Genomic DNA, 26,771 nt, shown 5'->3' on the forward strand with positions numbered 1-26,771 from the left:
AGAATTACTAATGAAATCGGAGGGTCGGGTTTCAGGTTGCTGAAGGGGAAAAGCATCCACGCATGGCGTGGATCTACCAGGCTGCGGCATGGATTTGCCGGGGCTCTCTCCAGTAGATCCACGCCATGCGTGGATGCTTTACCCCTTCAGCAACCTGAAACCCGACCCTCCGATTTCATTAGTAATTCTACTCACAAGGCGAGTAGCATGTCCGGTCTCAGCCCCTGATACCGGCCCGTCGATACTCGCGCCATGCCCGCCGTTTCCGCCCGTTCCTGCCGCTTCCAGCCCGCCCGGCGCCTCCCCTGGAGGGCCGGCTGATGGGTGCCGTCGTCGCCCTCGACCGGCTGCTGGACGGGCGCCAGCTGTGGCGCGGCCCGGCCCGCCAGGGGCCCGCCAGCGACCACCTGGCCAGCGGCCACCCGGCACTGGACGCGCGCCTGCCCGGCGGTGGCTGGCCGGCCAGCGGGCTGTGCGAGGTACTGCAGGCGGCGCCCGGGGTGGGTGAGCTGGCGCTGGTCTGGCCGGCGCTGGCCAAGCTGAGCCTGCGTGACCGCCCGATCGTGCTGGTCGCCCCGCCCTATCGCCCGCATGCCCCGGCCTGGGCGGCAGCCGGGCTGGACCTGGCCCAGCTGCAGATCATCCACGCAGCGCCGAAACAGGCGCTCTGGGCCACCGAGCAGTGCCTGCGCTCTGCCGCCTGCGCAGCGGTGCTGTGCTGGCCACACCAGGCCGACGATCGCGCCCTGCGCCGGCTGCAGGTGGCCGCCGACAGCGGCCAGTGCCTGGGCTTCGTGTTCCGCGAGGCGCAGGCGGCGCGCAATCCCTCTCCGGCCAGCCTGCGCCTGCAGCTCGACCACGGCCAGGTGCGGGTGCTGAAGTGCCGAGGCGGCCTGCCGCCGGCGCAGCCGTTGCCGCTGGCCATCGCCCACTGAGGCCGCGCCATGCACTGGGCCTGCCTGTTGTTGCCGCAGCTGGCGCTGGACAGCGTGCTGCGCCTGCAGCCGGATCCGCAGCGCCCACTGGTGCTGCTGCAGGGGCCGGCACAGCGTCGCGTACTGCGTGCGGTCAGCCCGTCGGCACGCGCAGCCGGGCTGCGCCCGGGCATGCTGCTGTCGGCTGCGCAGGTGCTGGTGCAGGACATGCACCTGCACGATTACGATCCCAACGCCGAACAGCACACCCGGCAGCTGCTGGCCAGCTGGGCCTACGCCTACAGCTCCCAGGTCAGCCTCGATTTCCCGCATGCACTGGTGCTGGAGATCGGCGCCAGCCGCGCCCTGTTCGGTGACTGGCTGACGATCCAGCAGCGACTGCGCAACGAACTGCACGAACTCGGCTTCCGTCACCGTCTGGTGGCCGCACCTACCCCACATGCCGCGCGCGTGCTGGCCAACGTCCACGACGGCCTCGGCATCGATGCACAGCAACTGCCGGCGGCGCTGGCGCAGTTGCCCCTGCCGCGCTGCGGCCTGCCCAACGAGGCGGTGACGGTGCTCGGCCGCTCCGGCCTGCGCACGCTGGGCACAGTGCTCGAGCTGCCGCGCGACAGCCTGGCCCGGCGCTTTGCCCCCGAGGTCCTGCAGCAGCTGGATGCACTGCGTGGGCTACCCACCGCGCCACTGCGCTACTACCAGCCACCGGACCGTTTCGATGCACGCATCGAATTCGAGTACGAGATCGAATCCAGCCAGGCCCTGTTGTTCCCGCTGCGTCGCCTGCTGCTGGACCTGGCCGCGTTCCTGTGTTCGCGCGATGGCGGCGTGCAGCGCTTCGACCTGCATTTCGAGCACGACCTGCTGCCGGCCAGCGTGCTGACCATCGGCCTGCTGGCACCGGAACGCGATCCCGCGTTGCTGTTCGAGATCGCGCGCAACCGCATGGAAGCGTTCGCCCTGCCGGCCGGCAGCCGCGCACTGCGCCTGCAGGCCGAACAGCTGCCACCGTTCGTGCCCGCCGCGCGCGACCTGTTCGATACCCGGCCGGCACAGGCGATGCCCTGGAACCAGCTGCGCGAGCGCCTGCGCGCGCGGCTGGGCGATGACGCCGTGCAGCCGCTGGCGGTGCAGGCCGACCATCGCCCCGAACGCGCCAGTGGCAGCCAGCCACCGGCCAAGCCCCCGTCGTACTGGCCGCTGCGCCCTGGCTGGTTGCTGGACACCCCGCAACCGCTGCGTGATCCGCGGCTGCGCATCGTCACCGGGCCGGAGCGGATCGAATCGGGCTGGTGGGACCAGGCCGACGCGCGCCGCGACTACTACGTGGTGGAAACCGCACACGGCCAGCGCGGCTGGGCTTTCCGTGAGCGCAACGATCCGCATGCGCCGTGGATGCTGCACGGCTGGTTCGGCTGAGCCGCCATGCACAGCGAACTGCCCGGCTACGCCGAACTGCACTGCCTGTCGGCCTTCAGTTTCCAGCGTGGTGCTTCGATCGCCGAAGAGCTGTTCGCGCGCGCCGCCGGCCAGGGCTACCGCGCGTTGGCGATCACCGACGAATGCTCGCTGGCCGGCATCGTGCGTGCCTGGCAGGCGGCGAAGGCGCATGGCGTGGCGCTGATCGTCGGCGCCGAATTCCAGGTCGAGGACGGACCCAAGCTGGCCCTGCTGTGCACCGACCAGGCCGCCTATGCCGGGCTGTGCCAGTTGATCACTACCTGCCGGCGGCGCGCGGCCAAGGGCGAGTACCGTTGCCTGCGCGAGGACCTGCTCGGCCTGCCCGACGGCCTGCTGTGCCTGTGGCTGGACCGGCAACCGGCCGCCACCGACCTGGAACTGCTGCGCGCCGGCTTCAATGATCGGCTGTGGCTGGCGGTGGAACTGCACCACGAACACGACGACGCACGCCGCCTGCAGCAGCTGCAGGCCTTCGGCGAACGCCACCGCCTGCCGCTGGTCGCCAGTGGCGATGTGCACATGCACGTGCGACGCCGCCGCGCCCTGCAGGACACACTGACCGCGATCCGCCACCGCTGCAGCGTGGCCGAAGCCGGCTGGCGCCTGTTCCCCAACGGCGAGCGCCACCTGCGCCCGCGTACCGCGCTGGCCCAGCTGTATCCGCCCGAACTGCTGGCCGAGACCCTGCGCATCGCCGAACGCTGCCACTTCACCCTGGAACAGCTGCAGTACACCTATCCACGCGAGCTGGTGCCGGAGGGGCATGACCCGGACAGCTGGCTGCGCGAGCTGGTCGAAGAAAAGATTCCCTGGCGTTGGCCAGAAGGCATCAAGGACGCACAGCGCAAGCAGATCGAACATGAGCTGGCGTTGATCCGGGAGAAAAACTACGCCTCCTACTTCCTTACCGTGCATGACATCGTGCGCTTCGCCCGCAGCCAGGACATCCTCTGCCAAGGGCGTGGCTCGGCGGCCAATTCGACGGTGTGCTTTGTGCTGGGCGTGACCGAGATCGATCCTGCGCGCAGCAATCTGTTGTTTGAACGCTTCATCTCCGCCGAGCGCAATGAGCCGCCGGACATCGACATCGACTTCGAGCACGAGCGCCGCGAGGAAGTGCTGCAGTACGTGTTCAAGCGCTATGGCCGCGAGCGCGCCGCACTGACCGCAGTAGCAATCAGCTACCGTGGCCGCAGCGCGATCCGCGACGTCGCCCGTGCGCTCGGCCTGCCGATGGACCAGGTCAACGAACTCGGCGCGGCGATGGACCACTGGGGTGGCAGCATCCCGCTGCCGGAAACCCTCCGCGAGCGCGGCTTCGACCCGGACACGCCCTTGATGCGGCGGCTGCTGGCATTGACCGCCGAGCTGATCGACTTCCCACGCCACCTGTCTCAGCATCCGGGCGGTTTCGTCATCTCCGAGCATCCGCTGTCGACCCTGGTGCCGGTGGAAAACGCGGCGATGGCCGACCGCACCGTCATCCAGTGGGACAAGGACGATCTGGATGCCACCGGCCTGATGAAGGTCGACTGCCTGGCGCTGGGCATGCTCACCGCCATCCGCAAATGCCTGGCGATGTTGAAGCAGCACGGCCTGCATGAAGGACGCATGGATGCGATCCCGCCCAAGGATGCAAAGACCTTCGACATGATCTGCGCCGCCGACACCATCGGCGTGTTCCAGATCGAATCGCGCGCCCAGATGGCGATGCTGCCGCGCATGCAGCCACGCACGTTCTATGACCTGGTGATCGAGGTGGCGATCGTGCGCCCTGGCCCGATCCAGGGCGACATGGTGCACCCCTATCTGGAGCGGCGCCGGATCCTGCGCGAACAGGGACCGGACGCGTTGAACGACCCGGACAACCCGCTCTACCCACCGCAGCTGGAACGCGTATTCGCACGCACGCTGGGCGTGCCGCTGTTCCAGGAACAGGTGATGCAGCTGGCGGTGGAAGCGGCCGGCTACACGCCGGGCCAGGCCGATGCCCTGCGCCGCTCGATGGCCGCATGGAAACGCCGTGGCGGCCTGGAGCCGCATCGCGAGAAGCTGCTGTCCGGCATGCTGAAGAACGGCTTCAGCCGCGAGTACGGCGAGCATCTGTTCGAGCAGATCAAGGGCTTCGGTGATTACGGTTTCCCGGAAAGCCACGCCGCCAGCTTCGCCCTGCTGACCTATAACAGCTGCTGGCTGAAATGCCATCACCCCGCCGCGTTCACCGCCAGCCTGATCAACAGCCAGCCGCTGGGCTTCTACAGCCCCGACCAGCTGCTGCAGGACGCGCGCCGGCACGGCATCCGCGTGCTGCCGGTGGACGTGCGCCACAGCGACTGGGACTGCACCCTGGATTTCAGCAAGGGGCCGGCGGCGATCCGGCTCGGCCTGCGCCTGGTCGATGGCTGCAATGAACCCGCCGTGCAGGCCATCATGCGCGAACGTGCGCGGCGCCCGTTCGACGATGTCGGCGACCTGTGCCAGCGCACCGCCCTGGACCGCCGCCAGCAGGGCCTGCTGGCCGATGCCGGTGCGTTGCGTGGGCTCAGTGGCCATCGCCATCGTGCACGCTGGGATATCTCCGGCGTGGAAAACCGGCTGCCGCTGTTCGACCAGGCCCGCGCCACCGCCGAAGCCCGCGTGCCACTGCCCCTGCCCAGCGCCTGGGAGGACATGCAGGCCGATTACCGCAGCACCGGCACCACCCTCGGCCGCCATCCGATCTCGTTCCTGCGTGCGCAGCTGCGCAGCCGTGGCTGCCTGGATGCCGCGCAACTGGCGGGCCATGGCCATGGCCGTCGCGTGCGCATCGCCGGCCTGGTACGCATGCGCCAGCGCCCACAGACCGCCAGCGGTGTCACCTTCCTCACGCTCGAGGATGAGACCGGCATGGTCAACGCCGTGGTCTGGCGGCACCTGGCCGATCGCCAGCACCGGGTGCTGGTCGATACCCAGCTGATGCAGATCGATGGTCGCTTGGAACGCGTCGATGGCGTCCAGCACGTCATCGTGCAACGCATGCATTGCCTGGATGAACTGCTGCAGGGACTGCGCAGCCACAGCCGCGAATTCCACTGACGCCGGGAATCACCGCGTAACGGCCACTGGGTGATGTCGAGCAGGTAGAGGTAGAGTCGACTGTCAGTCGACTTGCGCGCGCCAGCGCGGGAATCTCCGTGATCTGATCGAACAGCAGTCGACTGACAGTCGACTCTACCCATCCCCTTTTGCATCCGCTATCGTCGGCACATCCAAGGAAGGACCACCCGATGCCCCGTGCGCTGCTGCTGACCACCCTGGTGGTCTCCACCCTCGCCCTGCTTGTTTCCGGCTGGACCGCCTGGAACCTGCATCGCAGCCAATCGCCACAGCGCATCATCGAAGCACGCGGCCTGGTCATCCACGATGCAAGCGGCCAGCCGCGGGTGATCCTCGGCGCACCGGTCCCCGACCCGCTCAGCCAGGGCCGCACCCAGGGGCCGCGTGCCACCGCCCTGTCTGGCCTGATCCTGCTTGGCCCCGACGGTTCCGAGCGTGGTGGTTATGGCACCAGCGACCGCGGCGGCGAAGCCCTGCTCACCCTCGACGATGCCACCGGCACTACCGAAGTATTCAAGGTCGTCGCCAACCCGGATCGCGGCGCCAGCCTGATGGTCAAGCACCAGAACAACACCGGCGCCATGCTCACCTCCTGGCAGGGCAAGCCGGAGCTGATGTTCGTCGATGACAGCGGCCAGTCCTACTACGTGCGCCCTGGCGCCAACGCCGCGCCCTGATCGGCTTCTGTAGCGTCGAGCCATGCTCGACGCTACACCCCGCACACGGCCGCCAGGTCATCGGCCAGCTGCCGCAGCTGCGTCGTCCCCAGCGCCGCACAGGTGATGCGCAGGCCATGTCCCGGCGCCGCCACCGCGAACACTTCGCCCGCCCGCACATGCCATCCGCGCGAAGCCAGTGCCAGCACCTGAGGATGGCTGTCAGCCGACAACGGCAGCCACAGGTTCAATCCCTCCATTGGCAGCGGCGTCGGCATGCCACGCGCGCGCAGCAACTCCTGCAGCGACTGCAGGCGCTGCTGGTAACGCTCACCTGCCGAGGCGATCTTCGCCCGCTGCGTTGCCGACGCCAGCACCGACGTCGCCGCATCCTGCAGCAGATGACTGACCCAGCCGGTGCCGGACGCCAATCGCAGCCGCAACCGCATCGCGGTTTCTTCATCGCAGGCCAACCAGGCCAGGCGCAGGTCGGGGCCGAGCGGTTTGGACAACGAACGCAACAGCGCCCAGCGCCGGCCATCCAGCGGCAATACCGAGTGGTAGGCCTGCTGCGAAAGCAGCGCGTAATGATCGTCGACCAGCACCGCCACCTGCGGGTAGGCCGCCAGCAGCTGGCGCAACGCCCGTGCCCGCTTCGCATCCAGGCTGGCCCCGGTCGGGTTGTGCGCACGCGGGGTCAGCAGCACCGCGCGTGCACCGGCCTCCAGCGCCTGCCGAAGTGATTCGACCTGCATGCCATGCGCGTCCACCGCCACCGGCAACGGCGCGTGGCCCACGGCATTGAGCACATTGAGGCTGCCGAGGAAGCACGGATCCTCCACCGCGATGCGATCCCCCGGCAGCAGCCAGGCCGCCAGCAGGCGTTCAATGCCATCGACCGCGCCATGGGTCAGCTCCAGCGCATAACCCGCCGGGCAGTCCGCATCCAGCGAGGCGCGCGCCAGCGCCTGCAACCTCGGGTCGACCGTGCCCACGCCATACAGCCGCGGTGCGGCCGGGGCCAGGCGCAGGTTCGGCAGCAGGCGCGGATCCGGATTGCCACCGGCCAGGTCCTGCAGCGCCAGCCCGGGCGTACTGCCCTCGCGCGCCAGCGGCGGCGGCAGGCCACGCACCACCGTGCCGCGGCGGCCCGCCGTGCTGGCCAGGCCCGCCGCATCCAGGCGCTTGTAGGCAGCGGCCACGGTGTTGCGGTTCACGCCCAGCTGCTCGGCCAGTTCACGCACCGGCGGCAGCACGCTGCCGGCCGGCAAGCGGCCCTCGCCGATGCCCTCACGGATGCTGTCGAAGATCGACTCGGCACTGTGCCCGGTGATTTTCATTTTGTCCTATGCCAAAATATCTCTTGTCCTGTGCCAGTGTATCCCACCCTGGCCGCCCTGCATTGAAGGTGCCCGCATGCCCCTTGCCGCCGCCGACTGGCCCGTCGCCCAGTCCGTTGAACAGATCGCCACCAACCTGGTCACGGTGCGCCAACGCATCGCCGATGCCTGCGCCCGCGTCGGCCGGGACCCGGCCAGCGTGCGCCTGCTGCCGGTCAGCAAGACCGTCGATGAAGCCCGCATCCGCATGGCGGTGGCCGCAGGCTGCCACGAACTTGGCGAGAACAAGGTGCAGGAGGCACAACGCAAGGCCGAAGCGATGGCCGACCTGGACGTGCACTGGTCGGTGATCGGCCATCTGCAGACCAACAAGGCGCGCTACGTGGCGCGCTTTGCCAGCGAGTTCCAGGCGCTGGACAGCCTGCGCGTAGCCGAGGCCCTGCAGCAGCGCCTGCAACTGGAAGAGCGCACCCTGGATGTGTTCGTGCAGGTCAACACCTCGGCCGAACCCAGCAAGTACGGACTGGAACCCGACGCGGTCGAGGCCTTCGTGCAACAGCTGCCAGCCTTCGATCGCCTGCGCGTGCGCGGCCTGATGACCCTGGCCATCTTCACCCCCGACGTCGAGCGCGTGCGCGCCTGCTTCGTGCGCCTGCGCGAACTGCGCGACCAGCTGCAACGCACCGCCCCGCCCGACCTGGACCTGTCGCAGCTGTCGATGGGCATGTCCGGTGATTTCGAAGTGGCCATCGAGGAAGGTGCCACCGTGGTCCGCGTCGGCCAGGCCATTTTCGGCGCCCGCGCCACCCCGGACAGCTTCTACTGGCCGAACAGCGGAGCCCCGGCATGAAGCACGCGGTTGTCCTGCAGCACGTTGGCTTTGAAGACCTCGGCACCCTGCAGCCACTGCTGTTGGCGCAAGGCTGGCAGCTGCAGCTGCTGCAGGCCGGCGTCGATGCGCTCGATGACGCCGAAACCGCCGACCTGCTGGTCGTGCTGGGCGGTCCCATCAGTGCCAATGACACAGGGACCTACCCCTTCGTCAACGACAGCATTGCCCTGCTGCAGCGCCGGCTGCAGCGGCAGCGGCCGACCCTCGGCATCTGCCTGGGTGCACAGCTGATGGCGCGCGCACTCGGTGCCAGTGTCGCTCCCAGTGGTGGCAAGGAAATCGGCTTTGCGCCACTGCTGCTGACCGATGAAGGCCAGCGTTCTCCGCTGCAGTCCCTGCAGGGCATTCCGGTACTGCATTGGCATGGTGAGGCGTTCGAACTTCCGGCCGGTGCACGCCGCCTGGCCAGTACGCCGGCCTGCCGTCACCAGGCGTTCGCCATCGGCAGCCACGCATTGGCCCTGCAATGCCATCCGGAACTGGACGCCCGCCAGTTCGAGCGCTGGCTGATCGGCCACACGCTGGAGCTGGCCCAGGCCGGCATCGATCCCAACGACCTGCGCGCACAGGCGCGTCGCTATGGCGCACCGCTGGCTGCGGCCGCCACCGCGATGTTCGACCATTGGCTGCAGGACCTGCCGGAGACACCGCAATGAACTACCGATTGCAGATCCACCGCGATGGCGCCCACTGGGGCCACTTCGACTGCAGCGGCCCCGATGCCCTGCAACGCATGGACGCCATTGCCGCACAGCTGCCTGCCGATCAGGGCTTCCAGCTGAAACGGCAGAAAGGTGTCGGCGAAGAGCGCATCCTGTCCAGCAATGCCGATGGCCTGCGGGTACTGGCTTCGCAGATCCAGTACCGCGACATCTGACCCGATGGTAGTGCCGGCCGCTGGCCGGCATCCGGATCTTCCGGCCAGCGGCCGGCACTACCGCGGCTGTTCGCCCGCGTGCGAAGCTTCACGCATGTTGACCCTGCATCGCGGCAACCACCACGGACTGCTCATCGCCCCGCGCTGGCCCTCCACCCGCATCCAACTGGAAGAAGAGGTACTGCAACGCCTGCTCGACGCGCAGGCGATGCTGCCTGCCGGGTTGCGCCTGCTGCTCACCCGTGGCTTCGAACCCGGCCACAGCCGTCTCGGCGGCTTCCGCCGCGCGGTACGACGGCTCGGCATCGCAGCATTCCGCACCTGCTACCCGCAACGCCGCGATGAGATCGATGCCATCTTCGGTGCCAACGGCCACGACATCGATGGCCGTCATGTCGATGTCTCACTGGTACTGCACGGCAAGCGGCTGCGGCTGCTGCCCCTGGGCGTGTTCACCCCACCGCGCTGGCAGGATCGTCGCGTTGCCCGTCATTCCGAAGCCGTCGCGCAGGTGAAGCGCAGCCTGCAGCAGTGCGGCTTCGAGCTGCATCACAACGCCACCGAAGCCCTGCAGATCCACTGCGACTATCGCCCGCGCTGACGCCGCGGTGGCCCATGCGTGCCGTGCCTCGCGCCATGGATGCAAATGATTCTCTTTTGCTGTAAGGTGCAGCCGCTGCCCTTGCCGCCGCGGGCTGTTCCCTTTCCCAGTTGTCGCCCGCCCCGTGTCCACGCCTGTCGAACCGACGGATGTCGCGCAGCTGTGCGCGGCCCATTACCGGCCGCTGCACGCCCATGTCCGCCGCAAACTCCCGCAACGCAGCGACGCCGATGACGTCGTCCAGGAAACCTGGCTGCGTGTCGTCAAAGTCGCCGCCAGCGGCCTGCTGAGCAACGGCCGCGCCTATCTGTACCGCGTCGCCCACAACCTGATCGCGGATCACTACCGGCAGCGCCAGCGCCGTCGCGAAGAGGTACTGGATGACACGCAGTTGCAGGCCATCGCCGATCCTGCACCACTGCCCGAGCAGCGACTGCTCGACGCCGAACAGCTGCGCCACCTCGACGCGATCATCGCCGCGCTGCCACCGCGCTCGCGCCAGGTGTTCCTGCTGGCGCGGGTTGAACAATTGGCGCTGGCCGAGATCGGGCGCCAGCTCGGCATCAGCCGGCAGACCGCGCACGGCCATCTGCTGCGCGCCCTCGTCGCCCTGCAGCAGGTGCCCGGCGCATGAGCCAGGACGCGATCGCGCGTGAAGCCGCACGCTGGTGGCTGGACGGGCACGACGGTGACCGCGACGAGAACGCGTTCGACCAGTGGTACCAGGCCGACCCCCGACATGCCGCGCAGTACCAGTATCTGCAGCACCTGTGGCAGGCAGGCGCGACGCTGCCCAGCCTGCAGCGGCAACAGCAGCGCAGGCAACGCCGTCGCCTGCGCGAAGCCGGCATTGCGGTTCTGTTGCTGTGTGCGCTGGGTTTCTACAGCCGCCATGCCTCGCCGCCGGTGGCGCAGGTACTGCGTACGGCCGCTGGCGAGATCCGCGAGGAGACCCTTCCGGATGGTTCGCATGTCCTGCTGTCACCCGGCAGCGAAGTGAAGGTGCGCATCGATGGGCAGCGCCGCCAGCTCCAGTTGCAGCGTGGCCAGGCCTGGTTCCAGGTCGCCGCCGATGCCGACCGGCCCTTCCAGGTACACACTCCGCAGGGCACCGTCACTGCACTGGGGACCGCATTCGATCTTGCCGTGCAGGGCAACAGCAGCGTGGTCACCGTTACCGAGCATCGCGTGCGCGTGGACAGCGGCAACGCCAGCATGCTGGCCAACGACGGCGAGCAGCTGCGCTTCGATGGGCAGTCAACAGCCGATGCAACAACCACCGCCCCGGGAACACTGGCCTGGCGCGAACGGCGCCTGCACTGGGTCTCGGCCCCGCTGGCCGACGTCACGCAGGGCCTGGACCGCTGGCACGGCGGGCACACATGGGTCATCGGCGAGCAGCTGCGCCAGCAGCCGGTCACCCTGCTTGGCAGTGCCGACGGCGCAGCCAGCAACCGCGACCAGTTGGCCACTCAGTTGCAGGTGCGCGTGCTGCGCCTCGGCGACGGCGTACAGGTGTGGCTGCCGCCACGCAGGGAACGGCGTGATGGACCCTGACATCCGGCCTGCGGCTGCGTCTACCCAGGATGACGACGCTCTGCGTCAGCCCCTGGAGCCCCCGATGCTGTGCCCCCGCCCCCTTGTCCTCGCCCTGTCGCTGGCCTGCGCCAGCACCGTTCCCCTGCTGCCAAACAGCGCCCACGCGCAGGCCGCCACTCGAAGCTACGATCTGCCCGCCCAGCCACTGGCGGCCGCGCTGGACGCCTACAGCCGGCTGACCGGTGTCGATCTGGTGATCGGCGCGGCGCTGCCCCCAGGTCATTCGGCGCCTGCGCTGCGCGGTGACTTCGACGATGCGCAGGCCCTGACGCGCCTGCTGGCAGGCAGCGGCCTGCGCCCGCGCTTCGTGGATGCGCGTCGTGCCGCCCTGGAACCGGCGCCGGCCGAACGCGCCGATGGCAGCCGCCGCACCGGCCCGCTGCGGGTGCAGGGTACTACCGCACACGGCCAGGCACCGGGTGCCGGCGCCAGCCAATATGTACCGGCCACCCGCGATGGCTTTGCGCCCTCGGTCGGCAGCGAGCGCGTGGCGATGGCCGAACGCCAGGAAGGCAACAGCCTGCTGCGCTCGATGCCTGGCACCCACAGCTTCCATTCGCGCAGCCAGCCGGGCCTGCAGGTCAACATCCGCGGCATGACCGGTGCTGGCCGGGTCAACACCATGATCGACGGTGTCACCCAGACATTTCGCAACAATGCCGGGCATGGCTCGGGTGGTCCGTTCGCCTATGTCGATCCTTTCCTGCTGGCCGGCGTGGACGTGCAACGCGGTGCGGTCGCCGGTGGTGATGGTGCGGGTACGCTGGCCGGCAGTGCCAACTTCCGCACGCTGGATATCGACGATCTGCTCGGTGAGGGCCGTGACTGGGGCCTGCGTGCAGGCTATCGCCACGGCAACAACGGCTACGGCAGCGGCCGTACCTTCGCCGGTGCCTGGCGCCACAGTGAAGAGGGTGGCGACCGCCAGTTCGGCCTGCTGGCCGCTGCCAGCAGCAGCCGCAGCAGCGAATACGCGACCGCGCGTGGGCAGAAGAACAACGCCGACCCGGGCAGCCAGCAGCCCAGCAGCTGGCTGTTGAAAGCACGCCTGCAGCCCAGCGACCAGCACCGGCTGGACCTGAGCCACATGCGTTACGAAAACGACTTCTACCACAACTACCCGTGGCAGATTTCCGCGCGCAACCAGCGCGCCAGCTACCACTACACACCCTATTCGCCGTGGATCGACCTGCGTGCAACCTTCGCCGGCAACAAGACCCGGCTGTTCTATCCGCCAGTGGAGGATTCCAGCTACATCGGTCGCCGCACCCACAGCAGCCTGAGCAGCTGGACCGTGGACAACACCAGCCGCTTCGACATCGGGGCACTGCAGGCGCGCTGGAACACCGGCATCAAGCACCAGTCGGACATCTATGTGGCCGACACCCCCGTCCTGCGCGGTGCCAACCCGCAAGGTCGCAGCCAGCTGGACAGCGTGTTCAGCACGCTGGAGCTGCAGTACGACATCTACGCGCTGACCGCCGGCCTGCGCCAGGACCGCTTCGGCATCCGTGGCCACATCCCGGTGTGCTCGGATGTGCCCGGCCAGTGCGCGGAGATCAACGGTGGCGGCATCGACGTGCGCCATACCCAGCGCGCACTCAGCCCCAGCCTGGCGGTATCGTGGCAGCCCACCGACTGGCTGCACCTGTTCGCAGAAGCCTCGCGTACTTCCCGCCCGCCGCGGGTGCAGGAGATGTTCTTCGAGAAGATCCCGCTGGAAGGCATGAGCGATGCCGATGGCGTGGGCGCCAACCCGTTCCTGCGCCGCGAGCGCTCGCGCAACCTGCAGTTCGGTGCCAACCTCAGCACCGACTCGCTGCTGGTCGACGGTGACCTGGCACAGCTGCGGATCACCCGCTTCGACAACCGCATCCGCGACTACATCAAGCCGCAGTACCTGCTGATCGTGCATCCGCCGGAAGTGGAACCGTTCGTGGTGCCGATCGACAGCGATCCGCAACTCACTGCCTGGACCGATGCGCTGGACGTGGACGACTTCAGCACCACCACGCGCTGGATGAACCACCCCGGCGTGGTGCGCATGCGCGGTATCGAACTGGAAGCGCATTACGCCAGCGAGCACTACCACGCCACGCTGAGCTGGACCCGCTCGCACACCAGTGCGCCGGCCATCGAGTTCGTCAACCTGGAAGACATCACCGCCCTGCCCGACCGCTACTGGACGCTGGACGTGGGCGGCCGCTGGTGGCAGCAGCGCGTGCAGGCCGGCCTGCGCGCCGAGTACTCCGGGCCGACCGAGGAAGGCTACGACTTCTTCCAGACCCGCAAGACCGGCGGCACCGGCGTGCTGCTCGACTTCTACGCCAGCTTCAAGCCCCAGGCCAACACCACGCTGTGGCTGAACATCGAAAACCTGCAGAACAAGGCCTATGACAACAATGCCTCGATCGACAGCATCTTCAGCCCGATCCTGGACCGCGGCAACGGCCGTGGCCGTACCGTCTCGATGGGCGTCAATGTGGCGTTCTAGTCGTCGCTGGCTGCCCGTATGCCTGCTCGCGCTGGCGACCGTGGCCAGCGCGCAGTCGATGCCTGGCTCAGTGATCGACCTGGCCAACGGCCGGCACCTGGACGAAGCCGCGTTCGTGGCGCGTGCGGCGGACGCCCGGAGGCTGATGCTGGGTGAGCGCCATGACCTCGCCGGAGACCACGCCGCCCAGCGCTGGCTGCTGCAGGCGCTGCAGCGGCGGCGCCCGCAGGGTTCGCTGGTGCTGGAAATGATCGCCAGCGAGCGCCAGCCACGCCTGCAGCGGGTGCAGCGCTGGCTGGCCAAGGGCAACCAGGCCGAAGGTGCACGCCTGCAGGAACTGCTGGAATGGGATACGCGTTGGCCGTGGACCGCGTATGGCGGGCTGGTACAGGATGCTGCCGATGCAGGCACGCCGCTGTTCGGCGGCAACCTGTCGCGTGCCGAGGTCAACGCGCTGCTCGCGTCCACCGAGGGCGTGCGGTTCCCGGTGGCCGCTGCCCGCCAGCGCCTGTCGGCGGTGGTGCTGGCCCAGCACGCAGACGCAGCACCGATGCTGGAAGGGATGCTGGCCGTGCAACAGGCCCGCGACACACGCATGGCACAGGTGCTGCTCGATGCGCCCGCGCCGGTGCTGCTGGTAGCGGGGCGCTGGCATGTACTGCGCGGTACCGGGGTACCGGGCTACCTGTCACCGGCTACGCCTGCGCTGGTGATCGCATTGGCTTCGCCGGGTGAAACCGTGGATGCGGCGAATGCCGATCTGCTGTGGGTGCTGGACGATGAGTGAGCGCGGCCAACACTGGCAGGCGATCGCGATCACCGCCGTCCTGCACCTGCTGCCCTTGCTGCTGTTGGTGCACTGGGTGGCAGCGCCGCCGATGCTGCCGCCGCCGGAGCAGGACGTGCGCATCAGCCTGCGCCTGCTGGCGCCGGCCACGCCGCCACAGCCCGTAGAGGAGCGCCAGGCCGACACCCCCAGCCAGGCGCAGCAGGCGCGCGCATCGCAACCGGCAAAGTCGCCCCCGCCACCGAAACCCACCGCCGCGCGCGAGGGCGAGTTGGCCGCCAGCGAAACGGGCGGGACGGGTCGAACGCCGCTGCCGGTCGCCCCGCCGGCGGCCGCGACCGATGCCAGTCCCGCACCGGCATCGATCACGGCCGCTCCGCCCGCTCCAGACGCGCCACCGGCGGACTTCCAGGCCGGCGCCGCCAGCGACCAGTGGGAAGCCCGCCTGATGGCGCGGCTGGAGCGTTACCGCTATTACCCTGCCGCCGCACGCTCGCGCCGGCAGCAGGGCAATGCGTGGGTCAGGGCCAGCATCGACCGCGAAGGCCGGCTGCTGGCTCTGCGGCTGGAACAGTCCAGTGGCCAGCCGATGCTCGATGACGCTGCGCTGCAGACCTTCCGTCGCGCGCAGCCGCTACCGCCCATTCCCGATGAACTGAAGGCACCACAGGAACTGGTGGTGCCGGTGGAGTACTACCTGCGCTAGGCGGCGTAGGCCTCCGCCTCGATCTCGAACAGCATGCCGTCCAGCGCCAGTCGCGGCACCGGGATCAGCGTGCAGGTGGGCGCCGCACGGTTCGGCCAGCGTCGCCGCACCTGGTGGGCAATGATGCCCAGCCGGTCCTCATCGTGGCCGACCACCAGGATGCGCAACCGCGCCACATCAACCAGGCTTGCCTGCGCCGAGCGCAGCGCGGTCTGCAGGTTGTCCAGCGCCTGCCCGACCTGGTCTTCGAAGCTGGGCGAGAGACGGCCCTGCGCATCTTCACCGCCCTGCCCGGCCACGTGGATCACCCGTGCCGGCAGGCGCACCACCGCCACGTGTGAGTAGCCGTTGGCCGAAGGATCGTAGAGGCCCGGTGGATTGAACAGCTCCAGCAGGCCATGGCTGAAGTCCGGTGTGGTCAGCAGGTTCATGCCGCGCGCCTCGTGGGGGTTGCCGGCAGTCTGTGACCTCAACCCCGGTTGAGGTCAAACGGATCCGGTGCAACAGACCGGTCTGCCACGCGCAACGATCACGCGATCCCGTGGAATCGAGCCTGCTCGACTTCCGCTGACGAAAAGCAGTCGAGCTATCTCGACTCTACAGAAGCGTGGTCACGTCCACGCCGGATCTGCGGTGAAATCGATGGTCAGCCAGAACGTGCTGCCCCGAGCATCCAGCCTGACCGCGATCTCATCACGCATCGCATCGACCTCGCCCACCGAGCCCAAGGGCGTAGCCGGATCGGCCAGCACATGGATCTCGATGAAGCGCATCCGCCCCATCTTCGCCACGTGGCTGGTGAAACCGGCATAGCCACGCTCGGCCACGAATGCCTGCATGACCTGCTGCACGCGCCGGTCCAGATCATCCGGCGCCACCTGGAGTACTTCGCGCATGGCCTTCCACGCACTGCGCGCCGGTACCGGCAGTACCGCCAGGCTGATCAATGCCAGCACGATCGAATCCAGGTACGGCACCCAGTGGTGCCACTCACCGCCATGCAGGACCAGTGCCAGTACGAAGGCCAGCACTACCGCCAGGCTCATCAAGCCACCCAGCAGCCAGCCCCGTACATCCAGCCACAACAGCGCCGAGCGCAGGCGCCGCGCCCGCTGGGCGACGAACGCCGCCATCGCCAGGTTGCTGGCACTCAGCAGCGCCGCCCACCACAGCGCGGGCCCGAATCTCACCTCGTGTCCGCCCGTGGTCAAACCAATCACCGCGTTGGCCAGCGCATACACGCAGGCCAGCGACAGGATCACACCGCCCAGCGCCTCGACCATCGGCTCCAGGTGCCAGTAGCCGTACTGGAAGCGCGGGCTCTGTTCCCGCGCCACCAGCCGCAGCACCGACAACGACACCAGGGTCAGGGCAACGTCGACCAGGCTGTACACACCGTCGAACAGGATGGCCTGCGATCCCACCAGCAGGCCACCGCTGAAGCCGACCACGCTGACCGCGATGGTGACCCCGATCGAGAACTTCAGGATGCGTTGCTCGCGCGCGGTATCCATCGTTCGCCGAAGGGCCGACCGTCGCCGGTCAGGCCTTCAGTACCTCCACCTTGTACGAGGTCACATCGCCCTCGTTCTCGATGATGAGCCCGTGCACGTCCGACTCGAAGCCCGGGAAGCGGGCATTCTGCTCACGGGCGATGCGCAGCGACTGGATGATCGGCTCATCGCTGTCGCCAAAGCGCTCGCCCGGCATGATGGTCGGAATGCCCGGCGGGTACGGCACCAGCATGGTCGCGGCGATGCGACCACTGACCTGCTCGATGTCGACCCGCTCGATCTCGCCCTTCACCAGGTGGTTGTAGGCATCGGCCGGGGTCATCACCGGGGTTGGCAGATCCACGTACATCTCGCGCATCACCTTGGCCACCGCGAACTCCTGGTTGAACGCATGCAGCGCGTCGCACAGGTCACGCAGGCCCCAACCGGCGTAGGCATTCGGATAGTCGGCGGCCAGCGTCGGCAGTGCCTGGCTGAGCGGCGCATTGCGGTCGTACAGTTCCTTGAAAGCCATCAGTTCGGTGACAAGGGTGCTCCACTTGCCCTTGGTGATGCCCATCGAGAACAGGAACAGCACCGAGTACAGGTTGGTCTTCTCCACGGTGATGCCGCGGCCCCACAGGAACTTGCTCAGCACCGCCGCCGGAATGCCCAGCTTGCCCATGCTGCCGTCCATCGCCAGGCCCGGGGTCAGCAGGGTCACCTTGATCGGGTCGATCAGAACATAGTCATCCACCAGGTTCTCGAAGCCGTGCCAGTGCGCATCCGGCTGCAGGTACCACTCCTCGCGCTTGGCCACCATCGGTGCCGGCGTATCGCCCTTGTCCAGACTGCGCTCGACCTGGGTCGGCTGCCACACGCTGAACCACCAGTCGTCGCGGCCGAGATCATCGCGGACGTGCAGCATCGCGCGGCGGAAGGCGATCGCCTCGTCGTGCATTTCCTGTACCAGCGAACGGCCGGCATCGCCTTCCATCATCTTCGACGCCACATCGCAGGCCGCGATAACCCCGTAATGCGGGCTGGTCGAGGTGTGCATCATGAACGATTCGTTGAAGCGCTCGGCATCCAGGTCGCGCTGCGCCGAGTTGCGCACGTGGATCATCGAGGCCTGCGAGAACGCGGCCAGCAGCTTGTGCGTGGAATGCGTGGTGAAGATGATCGCATCCTGCTCGCGCGGCTTGCCCTTGGCCATGCCGTAGTGGTTCTCGTAGAACGGATGGAACGCAGCGTAGGCGTACCAGGCTTCGTCGAAATGCAGGAAGTCCACCGCGCTGCCGATCTCGTCGGCGATCTTCTCGGCGTTGTAGCACAGGCCATCGTAGGTGGAGTTGGTCACCACTGCGATGCGCGGCTTGGAGCCGGCCTTGTAGGCCTTGCTGGCCAGCGGGTTGGCGGCGATACGCTGCTGCAGCGACTCGGGCGTGAACTGGTCCAGGCTGATCGGGCCGATGATGCCATGCGCGTTGCGGCTGGGGGTGAAATACACCGGCACCGCGCCGGTCATGATCAGCGCGTGCAGCAGCGACTTGTGGCAGTTGCGGTCGACGAACACCACGTCGCCGCGGGCCACTGTGCCGTGCCAGACGATCTTGTTGGCGGTGGAAGTGCCGTTGGTGACGAAGAAGGTATGGTCGGCACCGAAGTTGCGTGCGGCCTCGTTCTCGGCGTCCTTGATCGGACCAGTATGGTCAAGCAGCGAACCCAGTTCCGGCACCGAGATCGACAGATCGCTTCGCAGCGTGTTCTCGCCATAGAACTGATGGAACGCGCGGCCGACCGGCGATTTGGTGAACGCCACACCGCCCGCATGGCCCGGCGTATGCCAGGAATAGTTCGACTCGGCCGCGTGATGGATCAGCGCCTTGAAGAACGGCGGCAGCAGGTTCTTCATGTAGTCTTCGGCCGCGCGCATCACCTGCCGCGAGATGAAGCTCTTGGTGTCTTCGAACAGGAAGATGAAGCCGTGAATGTACTTGAGCAGCTTGCTCGGCACCTTCTCGATGGTGCGGCGCTCGCCGTACAGGAACACCGGCAGGTTGGCGCGGCGCGCGCTCTGCTCGCGCAGGAAGGCGGTCAGGCGCTGGAACTCGCCATCCACCTCTTCGCTGCCATCGATCGAGATCAGCACCGCCGACGCCGCCACGTAGGTGCGGGCACCGGCACGGGCATCATCCAGGTTCAGGCCGCACAGCACGCGCTGGTCGTTGCTGCGCAGCTCTTCCACCAGGGCGCGGATCAGGATGCCGCCGATGCGCGGCGACTCGTAGTCGTTGTCGATGACAATGACCGGGTAGTCCAGGGACTTGAAGTACACGTTGATTCTCCTTGTCTAACTCAGGAACGCCGGGCGCCGGCGCTGATCGCCGAGGCCTCGCGGGCGCGCTGCCGCTGCTGGCGGCGCTCCTCGCTGAAGAAGGGATAGAACACGGTGATGAACAGCACGAACAGGAACGCGTACTGCACGATGGTTCCCGACGAGCCGTAGATCGCCCACAGGCAGTAAACGACGGTCAGGCTGGTCAGGGTCCAGAACGCCCCGGTGTGGACCAGGGTGTGCGAGCGCTCGACCACGAAGTAGCAGGCCACGCACGAGTAGATGTAGGGCAGCAGGGTCAGCACCACCGCCGCCGATGTGATCACGTCGAACTGTGCCGACGCGGTTTCCGACGTGGAAGTGACCAGCACCGCCAGGGTCATCAGCACGGCCACGATCAGCACACCCTTGACCGGCACGTCGTCCTTGTTGGTCTTGCTGAAGATGCTCGGGAACAGGCCGTCATCGGAGGCCGCCTTGGCGCTCTGCGCGGTCAGCAGGATCCAGCCGCCCAGCGAACCGGCAGCGCCGATGAAGGCACACAGGCTGACCAGCGCACCGCCCCAGCCACCGACGGCCTTGGCGGCAGCCAGTGCGAACGGCGCATCGGAGGTCTGCAGTTCGCCATTGGGCACCATGCCCATGATCACCGAGGAGCTGGCGATATAGGCGATGGCAGCCAGGAACACGCCGGCCAGGGTGGCACGGGCCACGTTCTTTTCCGGGTTCTCGACCACACCAGCGGTGACCGAGGCCGACTCGACGCCAATGAAGGCCCACAGCGTCAGCGCCGCGGCGCTGGAGATCGCGCCGAAGTTCGATTCGCCGGACACGTTGTAGGCGCCCTTGAAAATGTCGGCATCGAAGAAGAACCAGCCGAAGATGGCGATGCCCAGGATCGGCACCAGCGCAAAACTGGTGGTGACGGTCTGCACGCGGCTGACGAACGCCGGACCGATCACGTTGGCGAAACTCAGCGCCCACACCAGGATCAGCACCGCGATGCAGCGCACCAGCGGCTCGGACAGGATCGGGAAGAAGTAGCTGAAATAGCCCACTGCGGCGATCGGAATGGCGACGTTGCCGATCCAGTTGGCGAACCAGTAGATGGTGTTGGTCTGGAAGCCCATGTACGGCCCGAACCAGTCGCGCGCATAGGCGTACGGGCCGCCCGCCTTGGGTGCCAGCTTGCCCAGCTTGGCGAACACGAAGGCCAGCAACAGCGCACCGGCGGTGGTGATCAGCCAGCCCCAGATCGAGGCGGTACCAATCTTGGCCAGGCTCGATGGCAGCAGGAACACGCCTGAGCCCATCATGTTGCCGGCGACGAGGAAGGTGGCTCCGACCACCCCGATTTTCTTTGCTTCTGCCATGACGATCTCCGGTACTGGCATGAGCCCGGCAGCACCGGGCGTGGGGACGGTTGCGCTGGCGTACGACCGCTGGCGCCTATTTGATGAAGTTGTATTGAAGGCTGCCCTGCACCCGGACCGTGTCGCCGCGTGCGCCGCCCTGCTGTTCCAGGCGGCCGTACAGCAGCTCCATGCCCATCGTCCACGACGGCGCGGGGCTCCAGATCAGGTTGAATACGCCGTACCGGCTCTGTCGGAAGGCATCGGCCGCCAGTGCGGCGTTCCGCTCCAGGGTCAGCTGGCCGAAGATCAGGTTCGATCGCCACAACTCGGACCAGTAGTGGGTATAGCCGACGAAGCCGCCGTGCAGGTCCAACGCGTCGAGGCGGCCATCGGCACCGACCACCGCGTCCAGCCCGGAGCCGGTCAGGTCGGCGGTATAGCGGCTGAGGCCGCGTCCTCCCAGCGCACCGAACAGCAGCAGGTCGCGCTCGCCCACCGAGGCCGAGCCACTCAGCTGCAGGCCGCCGGCCATTCGCCGGTCGCGCTCGCCATCGCCGTCATAGGCCAGGCTGCGCGCCACCGCGCCCACCTGCAGGTGGCCCCAGTCGCGCTCCATGCGCGCGGTCACGGTTACGTCCGGCAGACGGTTCACCGCAGCCCGCTCATCACTGGCACCGGCAAGTTCAGTCTTCGGGTCTTCGGCCGCCACGGTCAGCGTGTTGCCCTTGCCCATCGTGAAGCTGTGGTGGATGCCGGCCACCAGCAGATAGCCGGCGCCGCCCGGCCCGGCGAAGTCCAGCGTGTCGGGCAGGCTGTCCGGGTCCATGAAGCTGGAGTAGCCATAGCCGGCATAGGTATTGCCGAGCTGTCCATAAGCATGCCGCAGGCGGAACTCGTAGCCATCGCTGCTGCCGAAGAAGTCGTTCTCCAGATAGAAGCGCAGGTTGCCGTGCGTGGTTGGACGCCGCGCCTCGAAGCTGAAGCGGGTCTGCTTGGCGTGGATGTTGAAGTTGGAGACATCGCGGTGGCTGCCGCCCACCGGCATCGACGAGGGAATGAACTGATCCTCGTCGCCGGCCGCGCGCGAATCGGCGATGGCATCCAGCTTGGCGTAACCGCCGATGCGGATCACCGTATCAGTGCCGGGTATGGCAAAGAACCCCTTCAGATCCGGGTCGGTCGGGCCCGCCGCACTGTCCGGTCGCGATGCCGCAGTGGACGGATCAGCGACCGAATCGCGCTGCGGCAGTACCGGCTGCGCCACACCCGGCACCTGGGTGCGATGGATCACGTCGGAAGGAGCGGCAGAGGCCATCGGCGCCATTGCAGGCGCGGCTGTTGCCTGCGCAGGCGCAGCATCGCGCTGCTCAAGCCGGTCCAGCCGTTGCTGCATGCCTTCCAGCGCCTGGCGCATGGCGGCCATCTCGCGCCGCAATGCCTGCGCATCCTCTGCATCACCCTGTTGAGCGTACGCCGGCGTGATCGCCAGTGCCCCCAGGCATGCCAGACTCAGTACGGCCAAACGCATTGCATCCTCCCCTGACGAACACTCGCATCACGGTTCCGGAGCGCATGCATGCGCCGCCCTGGCTTCGCGTTGCCGTTGCTGGAAATGCGGGTACTGCGTCGACGACATTGGCCAGCCTGCGCACGGCAGGCAACAGGACGATGACACTGCCCCGCCTGCACCCATGTCGACTCCATCAAGGCCGCGCTGCCAGAGAGGTGGCGACCGCAGCGGACTGGGTAACAAGCACAGAGTGAGAGTGTCGTGAATGGCTGTGCCGGCCGACCCTGATCAGGGCGTGGCGAGCGCGGCATCCATCGCGCATTGACGCTGTATTCCATGCGTCAAAGGCTAGTCTGTTTGTCGCTTTTGGCCTTGATTGGAATCAAGGCACGATGCTTGATCTCAGTCACGATTCAGACGTGACGACGAACAGACAATGCGCAAGCGGTTGTGTTCGCCTGGGGCAGGAACGCAACAGGCCCGCATGTCACCATGCGGGCCTGTGGTCTACATCATCATGCAGGCGTGGATCAGCGCGGACCAAGCACCGTCTGCAGGTCGTCGCCCTGCGGCAATCCGGCCCGGCGCTGCACCTGGCCCTGTGCATCCTGGAACAGGATGCCCGGGGTGCCCTGGAACCCCATTTCCAGCATCAACACCTGGTTGGCGTCGAGCTTGCCGGCGATCTCGCGGCTGATGTTCGGCAGCGCTTTGATGCCGCCACGGTCGAACTGGTGTTCGTTCTCCAGCAGCGCCGCGCTCGGATCACGTGCGGACAGGATGGCTGCGGCCTTGGCCGGACTGTCCTCGCGGATCACACCCACCATGATGTGGCGCAACTGTACCTTGCCGGCGTCGACCCACGGACGGGCCGCCTCCCAGAACTTGTGGCAATACGGGCAGTTGGCATCGCTGAAGGTATAGACCACACGGGGCGCGTCGGCCTTGCCATCACGTACCCAGGCGCTGGCTTCGAGCTTGGTCCACATTTTGGCCGACATCGGTGCGGCAACCAGCTTCTCGACCGCTTCGGCAGCCACATCATTACCTTCGGCATCGAACAGGCTGCCCACCAGTACGTGCTTGCCATCGGCCGTGACATAGGCCGCTGCAGGCTGCTGCCCTCCCACCACGCCAGCAAAACCGCGCAGGCCGTCCGGCGCATCGAATTCGGCAACGACCTCGAAGCCGTGCTTCTCGATGCCCTTCAGCACGGCTGGACGGTCGCCCTTGGCGGCAGATGCCGGAGCAGTCGTCGCCGACGCCGTAGCGGCCTTGCCCGGCGGCGTCTGTGCCTGGCTGCAGGCGGCCAATGCCAGCATGACCGGCAGCAGGAGCACCGCCGGGGCGGTGCGCAGGGAAATCGACAACATGGGAACTCCGTAGTGAGATGCCCGCGCAGGCTACCGCAGCCGGCGCAGTTTGTGTTCAAGGCCGGCTGCGGTCAGTTCGCCCAGGTGCAGTTCACGCAGGCGCCCATCGGCACCGAAAAAGAGCGTGGAAGGATACGCCTGAATGCCGAGCACGGTGGAAGCAGCAGCGTCATCATCCAGCAGCACGTTGCCCAGCATCAGTCGTTCGCCGGCGAGGAAACCCTGGACCTCATCCAGGGTTTCGCCCTGGTTGAGGAATACGAACTGCACGTCATCATGTGCCAGTTGTGCCGTCGCCAGCACCGGCATCTCACGGCGGCAGGGCCCGCACCATGTGGCCCACAGATTCAGCACCAGCGGCTTGCCGCGGAACTGCTGCAGATTGATACGATCGCCTTGAAGGTCCGCCACCTGCAGCGCCGGCAATGGCATCTGCCGCCCCTGCCATGCCGACAGCAACTGGCCACCAGCGACCCAGAACAACACGCCTACCAGTGCGCTCGTCAGCACCGGTGCACGCAACTGACGCCACGGCCGCAGACGCCATAATCCCCACGACAGCCCGGCCACCAGCACCACCATCAGGTGATAGCCACCATCGGTGACCTGCAGAATGCTCCAGGGCTCCGAACGATAGAGCGCGAAATTCAGCACAACAAAACTGACACGACCACACAGCAGGCCGATCAGCAGCATGTCCAGCACGATGCCTGCTGCCGACGGCAGCGGCATTCCCACTGCCCTGCGCGGCCAAAGACGGGCAACGGTCATGGCCAGCAACGAGCACATCAGGATCAACACCACCGGCATCGGTACCGGTCCAACACTCGACATCAGCCCACCTGTTCAAGTTCCACTGCCTGCATGGTCAAAGCGTCACGCCCAGGTTGCAAGCGCTCGCCCGCCCCCCATGGTCAGGCCGCACTGCGCCCCAACTGCATTCCGGGGGACGCCTGCAGGCCGCGCAGACTTCCGGCCACCGACGGCATCAACGGTCGCTCCCGCCGCTTGCAGTTGACGTGGCGGCGATAGTTGGCCGGTGTCATGCCCACGATGCGGAGGAACAGTCGCCGGAACGCGCTCTGATCAGCGTAGCCCACCCCCCAGGCCACCTCCTCGATGCCTGCGCCCTGCTGCAGCAGGGTCTGCGCCTTGGCAATGCGCAGCCGTTGGCAGTATTCGATCGGCCGCAGACCGGTCGCTCGGAGGAAGCGCCGCTGCAGGGTGCGCGGTTCCAATCCGGAAACCTCGCAGATTGCGGCCAGAGTGGCTCCTCGTGCCGCAGTGGTATGCAGCCAGCGCTGGGCCTTCAGTACATCGCGGTCACCGTGGGCGAAGTTGGCACTGAAACGCTCAAGATCCTGCTGGATTCCTGCGGGCACGACGATCCCGAGCTGTTGCGCGACCGCGCTCGCCACGCCCTGCCCGTGCAGCCGGTACAGCAAACGCAGCCCGAGGAAACGCCAGGCCTGCGATCCGCCAACCGTCAGCAGATCGCCATCGTCGACCAGCGCCCGCTCACTGGGCACCCAGCTCACCGCCTGCGCCTGCAACCCTGGATGTCGCCCCAGATCGGGGCCGCTGACCGTTCTTCCGGCCAGCAGTCCCGCACGGGCCAGTACACCGACCCCGTCGCTGGCAGCAGCCAGCAGGCTGCCCCCGTCATAATGGGCCCGCAACCAGTCCAGCAGGACCTCTTCGGCGCGCAGACAGGCTCCGGGGCTGATCTGGCCGGGAACCGCGATCACCGCGGGAATGGCGGCGTCGAGCATTTCAGCACCCGCGATGCGGTGTACACCGGTCTGGCTGGCGGGAACGATCCAGCGGGTGACAAGCACACGCTTGAAGGGTCGGCGCTGCTGTTGGGCCAGGCGGTTGGCGACATGGGCCATTTCGGCCAGCACAGAGGCGGCGGAGGGGTCCCCTCCCGGATATTCGACCACCGCAACCTCTACGAATGCTTCGTTCCTGACTCCCTCCACAGACCACCTCCTCGGTTCGTTGCAGGCCATCGAACGGCCGGTTCAGGCGAAGGGTAGGAACAGGCCCATCTGCGGGGCTATGAAGAAAGTTGCAAAGTGGGCTGAATGCGCGCACCGAGCTGAAGCCTTGACTCTCGACCAGACTCCAGGCTTCACAATGGCCGGCAGGATCCGCAGGAAAGCTGCCATGAACATTGGACAACTGGCCCGTCAGGCGGGCGTGCCGATCGATACGGTCCGCTATTACGAACGGCAGCAGCTGCTGCCGACGGCGGCGCGCTCGGCCGGGGGTTACCGCATCTTCGGCGAGCCGGATCTGCGCCGGCTGCGCTTCATCCGCCGCGCCAAGGCACTGGGCTTCAGCCTGGAGGAAATCGGAGAACTGCTCGCGCTCAGTGATCACCACCAGCAGGACATGGGCAGCGTGCGTGACACCGCGCAGGCCCGCCTGCAGGACATCGCACAACGGATGGCCGAACTGCAGCGCATGCACATCGCGCTGTCGCAGCTGGTCGACGCCTGCCCCGGCCATGGCGCGCTGGACCAGTGCCCGATCCTGGCCGCTCTGACCGACGACACCACCGCCGCAGGCGACTGACATCGGCTTCGCAACACGCGTGAAGAAAAGTGCAACAAATGCTTGCCAACCCCCTGGGGCAAGGCTATTATTTCGCTCCTCAGCGACGTGGGGCCATAGCTCAGCTGGGAGAGCGCCTGCATGGCATGCAGGAGGTCAGCGGTTCGATCCCGCTTGGCTCCACCAATCTTTCGGCATTAGGCCGTCGAAAGGTCGCTAAAGAACATTGATGAGAATTGCGTCCCCATCGTCTAGAGGCCTAGGACATCACCCTTTCACGGTGGCGACCGGGGTTCGAATCCCCGTGGGGACGCCACTCATCACGAACAACGAGGACCCGGCCGATAACCGGGTCTTTTTTGTTCACCGCCTACCGGCATTCAGGGTGTGGCGTTGCGGTTCCCCTGCCCTCGTGGCTGCGGTTGAACCGGAACGAAAAAAGTTCAAAAAAGACTTCCACAAACGTGAACACGCAGGTACGATAGGCGGCTCGGTAACACGGGGCCATAGCTCAGCTGGGAGAGCGCCTGCATGGCATGCAGGAGGTCAGCGGTTCGATCCCGCTTGGCTCCACCACTTTCGACATTAGGCCGTCGAAGGTTCTACAACTTGAAGTTTTTCGTGCGTCCCCATCGTCTAGAGGCCTAGGACATCACCCTTTCACGGTGGCGACCGGGGTTCGAATCCCCGTGGGGACGC

The 26,771-nt window shown here is 67.1% G+C and carries 23 protein-coding genes and 4 tRNA genes; 18 read left to right on the plus strand and 9 right to left on the minus strand.

Annotated features, from left to right (window positions below; all coding sequences use genetic code 11):
- Positions 1 to 320: 320 nt before the first annotated feature.
- The 4 genes from imuA (at position 321) to O0K41_RS17245 (ending at position 6,169) form a co-directional block, all read left to right on the plus strand.
- On the plus strand, positions 321 to 935 hold the full coding sequence (gene imuA, locus O0K41_RS17230; RefSeq protein ID WP_088436417.1) for a translesion DNA synthesis-associated protein ImuA: 615 nt from the start codon (positions 321 to 323) through the stop codon (positions 933 to 935).
- A 9-nt stretch (positions 936 to 944) separates the two neighbouring features.
- Positions 945 to 2,354, plus strand: a complete 1,410-nt coding sequence (locus tag O0K41_RS17235; RefSeq protein ID WP_164221539.1) for a DNA polymerase Y family protein — start codon at positions 945 to 947, stop codon at positions 2,352 to 2,354.
- 6 nt (positions 2,355 to 2,360) lie between these two features.
- Complete coding sequence (locus O0K41_RS17240; protein ID WP_164221537.1) at positions 2,361 to 5,471, plus strand: error-prone DNA polymerase; 3,111 nt, start codon at positions 2,361 to 2,363, stop codon at positions 5,469 to 5,471.
- 191 nt (positions 5,472 to 5,662) lie between these two features.
- Entirely contained in the window at positions 5,663 to 6,169 is a 507-nt protein-coding gene (locus O0K41_RS17245) for a hypothetical protein (protein ID WP_005410054.1), read from the plus strand.
- 32 nt (positions 6,170 to 6,201) lie between these two features.
- Here O0K41_RS17245 and ptsJ read toward each other — a convergent pair whose 3' ends face one another.
- A complete protein-coding gene (ptsJ, locus tag O0K41_RS17250) occupies positions 6,202 to 7,488 on the minus strand; it encodes a transcriptional regulator PtsJ (protein WP_005413790.1) in 1,287 nt (428 codons plus the stop codon).
- Positions 7,489 to 7,564: 76 nt separating this feature from the next.
- Between ptsJ and O0K41_RS17255 the strand changes: the two genes are divergently transcribed.
- The 9 genes from O0K41_RS17255 to O0K41_RS17295 all read left to right on the plus strand — a co-directional run bounded on the left by O0K41_RS17255 (position 7,565) and on the right by O0K41_RS17295 (position 15,444).
- Positions 7,565 to 8,338, plus strand: coding sequence for a YggS family pyridoxal phosphate-dependent enzyme (locus O0K41_RS17255; RefSeq protein WP_088436415.1), 774 nt, complete (start codon positions 7,565 to 7,567; stop codon positions 8,336 to 8,338).
- A complete protein-coding gene (locus O0K41_RS17260) occupies positions 8,335 to 9,036 on the plus strand; it encodes a glutamine amidotransferase (RefSeq protein WP_005410057.1) in 702 nt (233 codons plus the stop codon). Before O0K41_RS17255 ends, O0K41_RS17260 begins: the two co-directional genes overlap by 4 nt.
- The gene (locus tag O0K41_RS17265; protein ID WP_005410058.1) at positions 9,033 to 9,257 is read left to right on the plus strand and encodes a hypothetical protein; all 225 of its coding nucleotides are present in this window, start codon (positions 9,033 to 9,035) and stop codon (positions 9,255 to 9,257) included. The genes O0K41_RS17260 and O0K41_RS17265 overlap by 4 nt, the downstream gene beginning before the upstream one ends.
- A gap of 94 nt (positions 9,258 to 9,351) precedes the next feature.
- On the plus strand, positions 9,352 to 9,858 hold the full coding sequence (locus O0K41_RS17270; protein WP_005410059.1) for a hypothetical protein: 507 nt from the start codon (positions 9,352 to 9,354) through the stop codon (positions 9,856 to 9,858).
- Between the two features lie 124 nt (positions 9,859 to 9,982).
- Positions 9,983 to 10,492: an RNA polymerase sigma factor gene (locus tag O0K41_RS17275; RefSeq protein WP_033833924.1), complete on the plus strand. Its 510-nt coding sequence runs from the start codon at positions 9,983 to 9,985 to the stop codon at positions 10,490 to 10,492.
- The gene (locus O0K41_RS17280) at positions 10,489 to 11,415 is read left to right on the plus strand and encodes a FecR domain-containing protein (RefSeq protein WP_164221535.1); all 927 of its coding nucleotides are present in this window, start codon (positions 10,489 to 10,491) and stop codon (positions 11,413 to 11,415) included. Before O0K41_RS17275 ends, O0K41_RS17280 begins: the two co-directional genes overlap by 4 nt.
- Before the next feature lie 64 nt (positions 11,416 to 11,479).
- The gene (locus tag O0K41_RS17285) at positions 11,480 to 13,951 is read left to right on the plus strand and encodes a TonB-dependent receptor (RefSeq protein ID WP_164221533.1); all 2,472 of its coding nucleotides are present in this window, start codon (positions 11,480 to 11,482) and stop codon (positions 13,949 to 13,951) included.
- The gene (locus O0K41_RS17290) at positions 13,938 to 14,738 is read left to right on the plus strand and encodes a ChaN family lipoprotein (RefSeq protein ID WP_164221531.1); all 801 of its coding nucleotides are present in this window, start codon (positions 13,938 to 13,940) and stop codon (positions 14,736 to 14,738) included. Before O0K41_RS17285 ends, O0K41_RS17290 begins: the two co-directional genes overlap by 14 nt.
- The gene (locus O0K41_RS17295; RefSeq protein ID WP_164221529.1) at positions 14,731 to 15,444 is read left to right on the plus strand and encodes an energy transducer TonB; all 714 of its coding nucleotides are present in this window, start codon (positions 14,731 to 14,733) and stop codon (positions 15,442 to 15,444) included. The genes O0K41_RS17290 and O0K41_RS17295 overlap by 8 nt, the downstream gene beginning before the upstream one ends.
- Here O0K41_RS17295 and O0K41_RS17300 read toward each other — a convergent pair.
- The 8 genes from O0K41_RS17300 to O0K41_RS17335 all read right to left on the minus strand — a co-directional run bounded on the left by O0K41_RS17300 (position 15,441) and on the right by O0K41_RS17335 (position 25,495).
- A complete protein-coding gene (locus tag O0K41_RS17300) occupies positions 15,441 to 15,875 on the minus strand; it encodes a Rid family hydrolase (protein WP_005410065.1) in 435 nt (144 codons plus the stop codon). The genes O0K41_RS17295 and O0K41_RS17300 overlap by 4 nt on opposite strands.
- 180 nt (positions 15,876 to 16,055) lie before the next feature.
- Complete coding sequence (locus tag O0K41_RS17305; protein ID WP_065184148.1) at positions 16,056 to 16,958, minus strand: cation diffusion facilitator family transporter; 903 nt, start codon at positions 16,956 to 16,958, stop codon at positions 16,056 to 16,058.
- Between the two features lie 28 nt (positions 16,959 to 16,986).
- A complete protein-coding gene (locus O0K41_RS17310; RefSeq protein WP_099606041.1) occupies positions 16,987 to 19,275 on the minus strand; it encodes an Orn/Lys/Arg decarboxylase N-terminal domain-containing protein in 2,289 nt (762 codons plus the stop codon).
- 20 nt (positions 19,276 to 19,295) lie between these two features.
- On the minus strand, positions 19,296 to 20,648 hold the full coding sequence (adiC, locus tag O0K41_RS17315; RefSeq protein WP_099606042.1) for an arginine/agmatine antiporter: 1,353 nt from the start codon (positions 20,646 to 20,648) through the stop codon (positions 19,296 to 19,298).
- Positions 20,649 to 20,724: 76 nt separating this feature from the next.
- Entirely contained in the window at positions 20,725 to 22,158 is a 1,434-nt protein-coding gene (locus tag O0K41_RS17320; protein ID WP_049451719.1) for a DcaP family trimeric outer membrane transporter, read from the minus strand.
- Between the two features lie 512 nt (positions 22,159 to 22,670).
- Complete coding sequence (gene dsbG / locus O0K41_RS17325; protein WP_005410070.1) at positions 22,671 to 23,513, minus strand: thiol:disulfide interchange protein DsbG; 843 nt, start codon at positions 23,511 to 23,513, stop codon at positions 22,671 to 22,673.
- A gap of 30 nt (positions 23,514 to 23,543) precedes the next feature.
- Positions 23,544 to 24,347 (minus strand): TlpA disulfide reductase family protein, encoded by an 804-nt coding sequence (locus O0K41_RS17330; RefSeq protein WP_049451717.1) that lies wholly within the window; start codon positions 24,345 to 24,347, stop codon positions 23,544 to 23,546.
- 80 nt (positions 24,348 to 24,427) lie between these two features.
- Positions 24,428 to 25,495, minus strand: a complete 1,068-nt coding sequence (locus tag O0K41_RS17335) for a helix-turn-helix domain-containing protein (protein ID WP_005410072.1) — start codon at positions 25,493 to 25,495, stop codon at positions 24,428 to 24,430.
- Between the two features lie 187 nt (positions 25,496 to 25,682).
- Here O0K41_RS17335 and O0K41_RS17340 point away from each other — a divergent pair, with 187 nt between their 5' ends.
- The 5 genes from O0K41_RS17340 (at position 25,683) to O0K41_RS17360 (ending at position 26,770) form a co-directional block, all read left to right on the plus strand.
- Entirely contained in the window at positions 25,683 to 26,093 is a 411-nt protein-coding gene (locus O0K41_RS17340) for a heavy metal-responsive transcriptional regulator (protein WP_005410073.1), read from the plus strand.
- Between the two features lie 89 nt (positions 26,094 to 26,182).
- A tRNA-Ala gene (locus O0K41_RS17345) sits at positions 26,183 to 26,258 on the plus strand.
- Between the two features lie 54 nt (positions 26,259 to 26,312).
- A tRNA-Glu gene (locus O0K41_RS17350) sits at positions 26,313 to 26,388 on the plus strand.
- A gap of 184 nt (positions 26,389 to 26,572) precedes the next feature.
- Positions 26,573 to 26,648: transfer RNA gene (locus O0K41_RS17355), tRNA-Ala, on the plus strand.
- Positions 26,649 to 26,697: 49 nt separating this feature from the next.
- Positions 26,698 to 26,770 (plus strand) — tRNA-Glu (locus O0K41_RS17360).
- The last annotated feature ends 1 nt before the right edge of the window (position 26,771 follow it).

The sequence above is a fragment of the Stenotrophomonas sp. Sm2128 genome, from assembly GCF_030985535.1.
GTDB classification, from domain to species: domain Bacteria; phylum Pseudomonadota; class Gammaproteobacteria; order Xanthomonadales; family Xanthomonadaceae; genus Stenotrophomonas; species Stenotrophomonas maltophilia.

Excerpts from the sequence above, each read along its gene's own strand:
- O0K41_RS17330 (WP_049451717.1), bottom strand. The coding sequence starts at position 24,347 with ATGTCGAGTGTTGGACCGGTACCGATGCCGGTGGTGTTGATCCTGATG.
- dsbG (WP_005410070.1), bottom strand. The coding sequence starts at position 23,513 with ATGTTGTCGATTTCCCTGCGCACCGCCCCGGCGGTGCTCCTGCTGCCG.
- imuA (WP_088436417.1), top strand. The coding sequence starts at position 321 with ATGGGTGCCGTCGTCGCCCTCGACCGGCTGCTGGACGGGCGCCAGCTG.
- O0K41_RS17320 (WP_049451719.1), bottom strand. The coding sequence starts at position 22,158 with ATGCGTTTGGCCGTACTGAGTCTGGCATGCCTGGGGGCACTGGCGATC.
- O0K41_RS17245 (WP_005410054.1), top strand. The coding sequence starts at position 5,663 with ATGCCCCGTGCGCTGCTGCTGACCACCCTGGTGGTCTCCACCCTCGCC.
- O0K41_RS17280 (WP_164221535.1), top strand. The coding sequence starts at position 10,489 with ATGAGCCAGGACGCGATCGCGCGTGAAGCCGCACGCTGGTGGCTGGAC.
- O0K41_RS17265 (WP_005410058.1), top strand. The coding sequence starts at position 9,033 with ATGAACTACCGATTGCAGATCCACCGCGATGGCGCCCACTGGGGCCAC.
- O0K41_RS17240 (WP_164221537.1), top strand. The coding sequence starts at position 2,361 with ATGCACAGCGAACTGCCCGGCTACGCCGAACTGCACTGCCTGTCGGCC.
- O0K41_RS17255 (WP_088436415.1), top strand. The coding sequence starts at position 7,565 with ATGCCCCTTGCCGCCGCCGACTGGCCCGTCGCCCAGTCCGTTGAACAG.
- O0K41_RS17290 (WP_164221531.1), top strand. The coding sequence starts at position 13,938 with ATGTGGCGTTCTAGTCGTCGCTGGCTGCCCGTATGCCTGCTCGCGCTG.
- O0K41_RS17285 (WP_164221533.1), top strand. The coding sequence starts at position 11,480 with ATGCTGTGCCCCCGCCCCCTTGTCCTCGCCCTGTCGCTGGCCTGCGCC.
- adiC (WP_099606042.1), bottom strand. The coding sequence starts at position 20,648 with ATGGCAGAAGCAAAGAAAATCGGGGTGGTCGGAGCCACCTTCCTCGTC.
- O0K41_RS17305 (WP_065184148.1), bottom strand. The coding sequence starts at position 16,958 with ATGGATACCGCGCGCGAGCAACGCATCCTGAAGTTCTCGATCGGGGTC.
- ptsJ (WP_005413790.1), bottom strand. The coding sequence starts at position 7,488 with ATGAAAATCACCGGGCACAGTGCCGAGTCGATCTTCGACAGCATCCGT.
- O0K41_RS17340 (WP_005410073.1), top strand. The coding sequence starts at position 25,683 with ATGAACATTGGACAACTGGCCCGTCAGGCGGGCGTGCCGATCGATACG.
- O0K41_RS17295 (WP_164221529.1), top strand. The coding sequence starts at position 14,731 with ATGAGTGAGCGCGGCCAACACTGGCAGGCGATCGCGATCACCGCCGTC.
- O0K41_RS17235 (WP_164221539.1), top strand. The coding sequence starts at position 945 with ATGCACTGGGCCTGCCTGTTGTTGCCGCAGCTGGCGCTGGACAGCGTG.
- O0K41_RS17260 (WP_005410057.1), top strand. The coding sequence starts at position 8,335 with ATGAAGCACGCGGTTGTCCTGCAGCACGTTGGCTTTGAAGACCTCGGC.
- O0K41_RS17300 (WP_005410065.1), bottom strand. The coding sequence starts at position 15,875 with ATGAACCTGCTGACCACACCGGACTTCAGCCATGGCCTGCTGGAGCTG.
- O0K41_RS17270 (WP_005410059.1), top strand. The coding sequence starts at position 9,352 with ATGTTGACCCTGCATCGCGGCAACCACCACGGACTGCTCATCGCCCCG.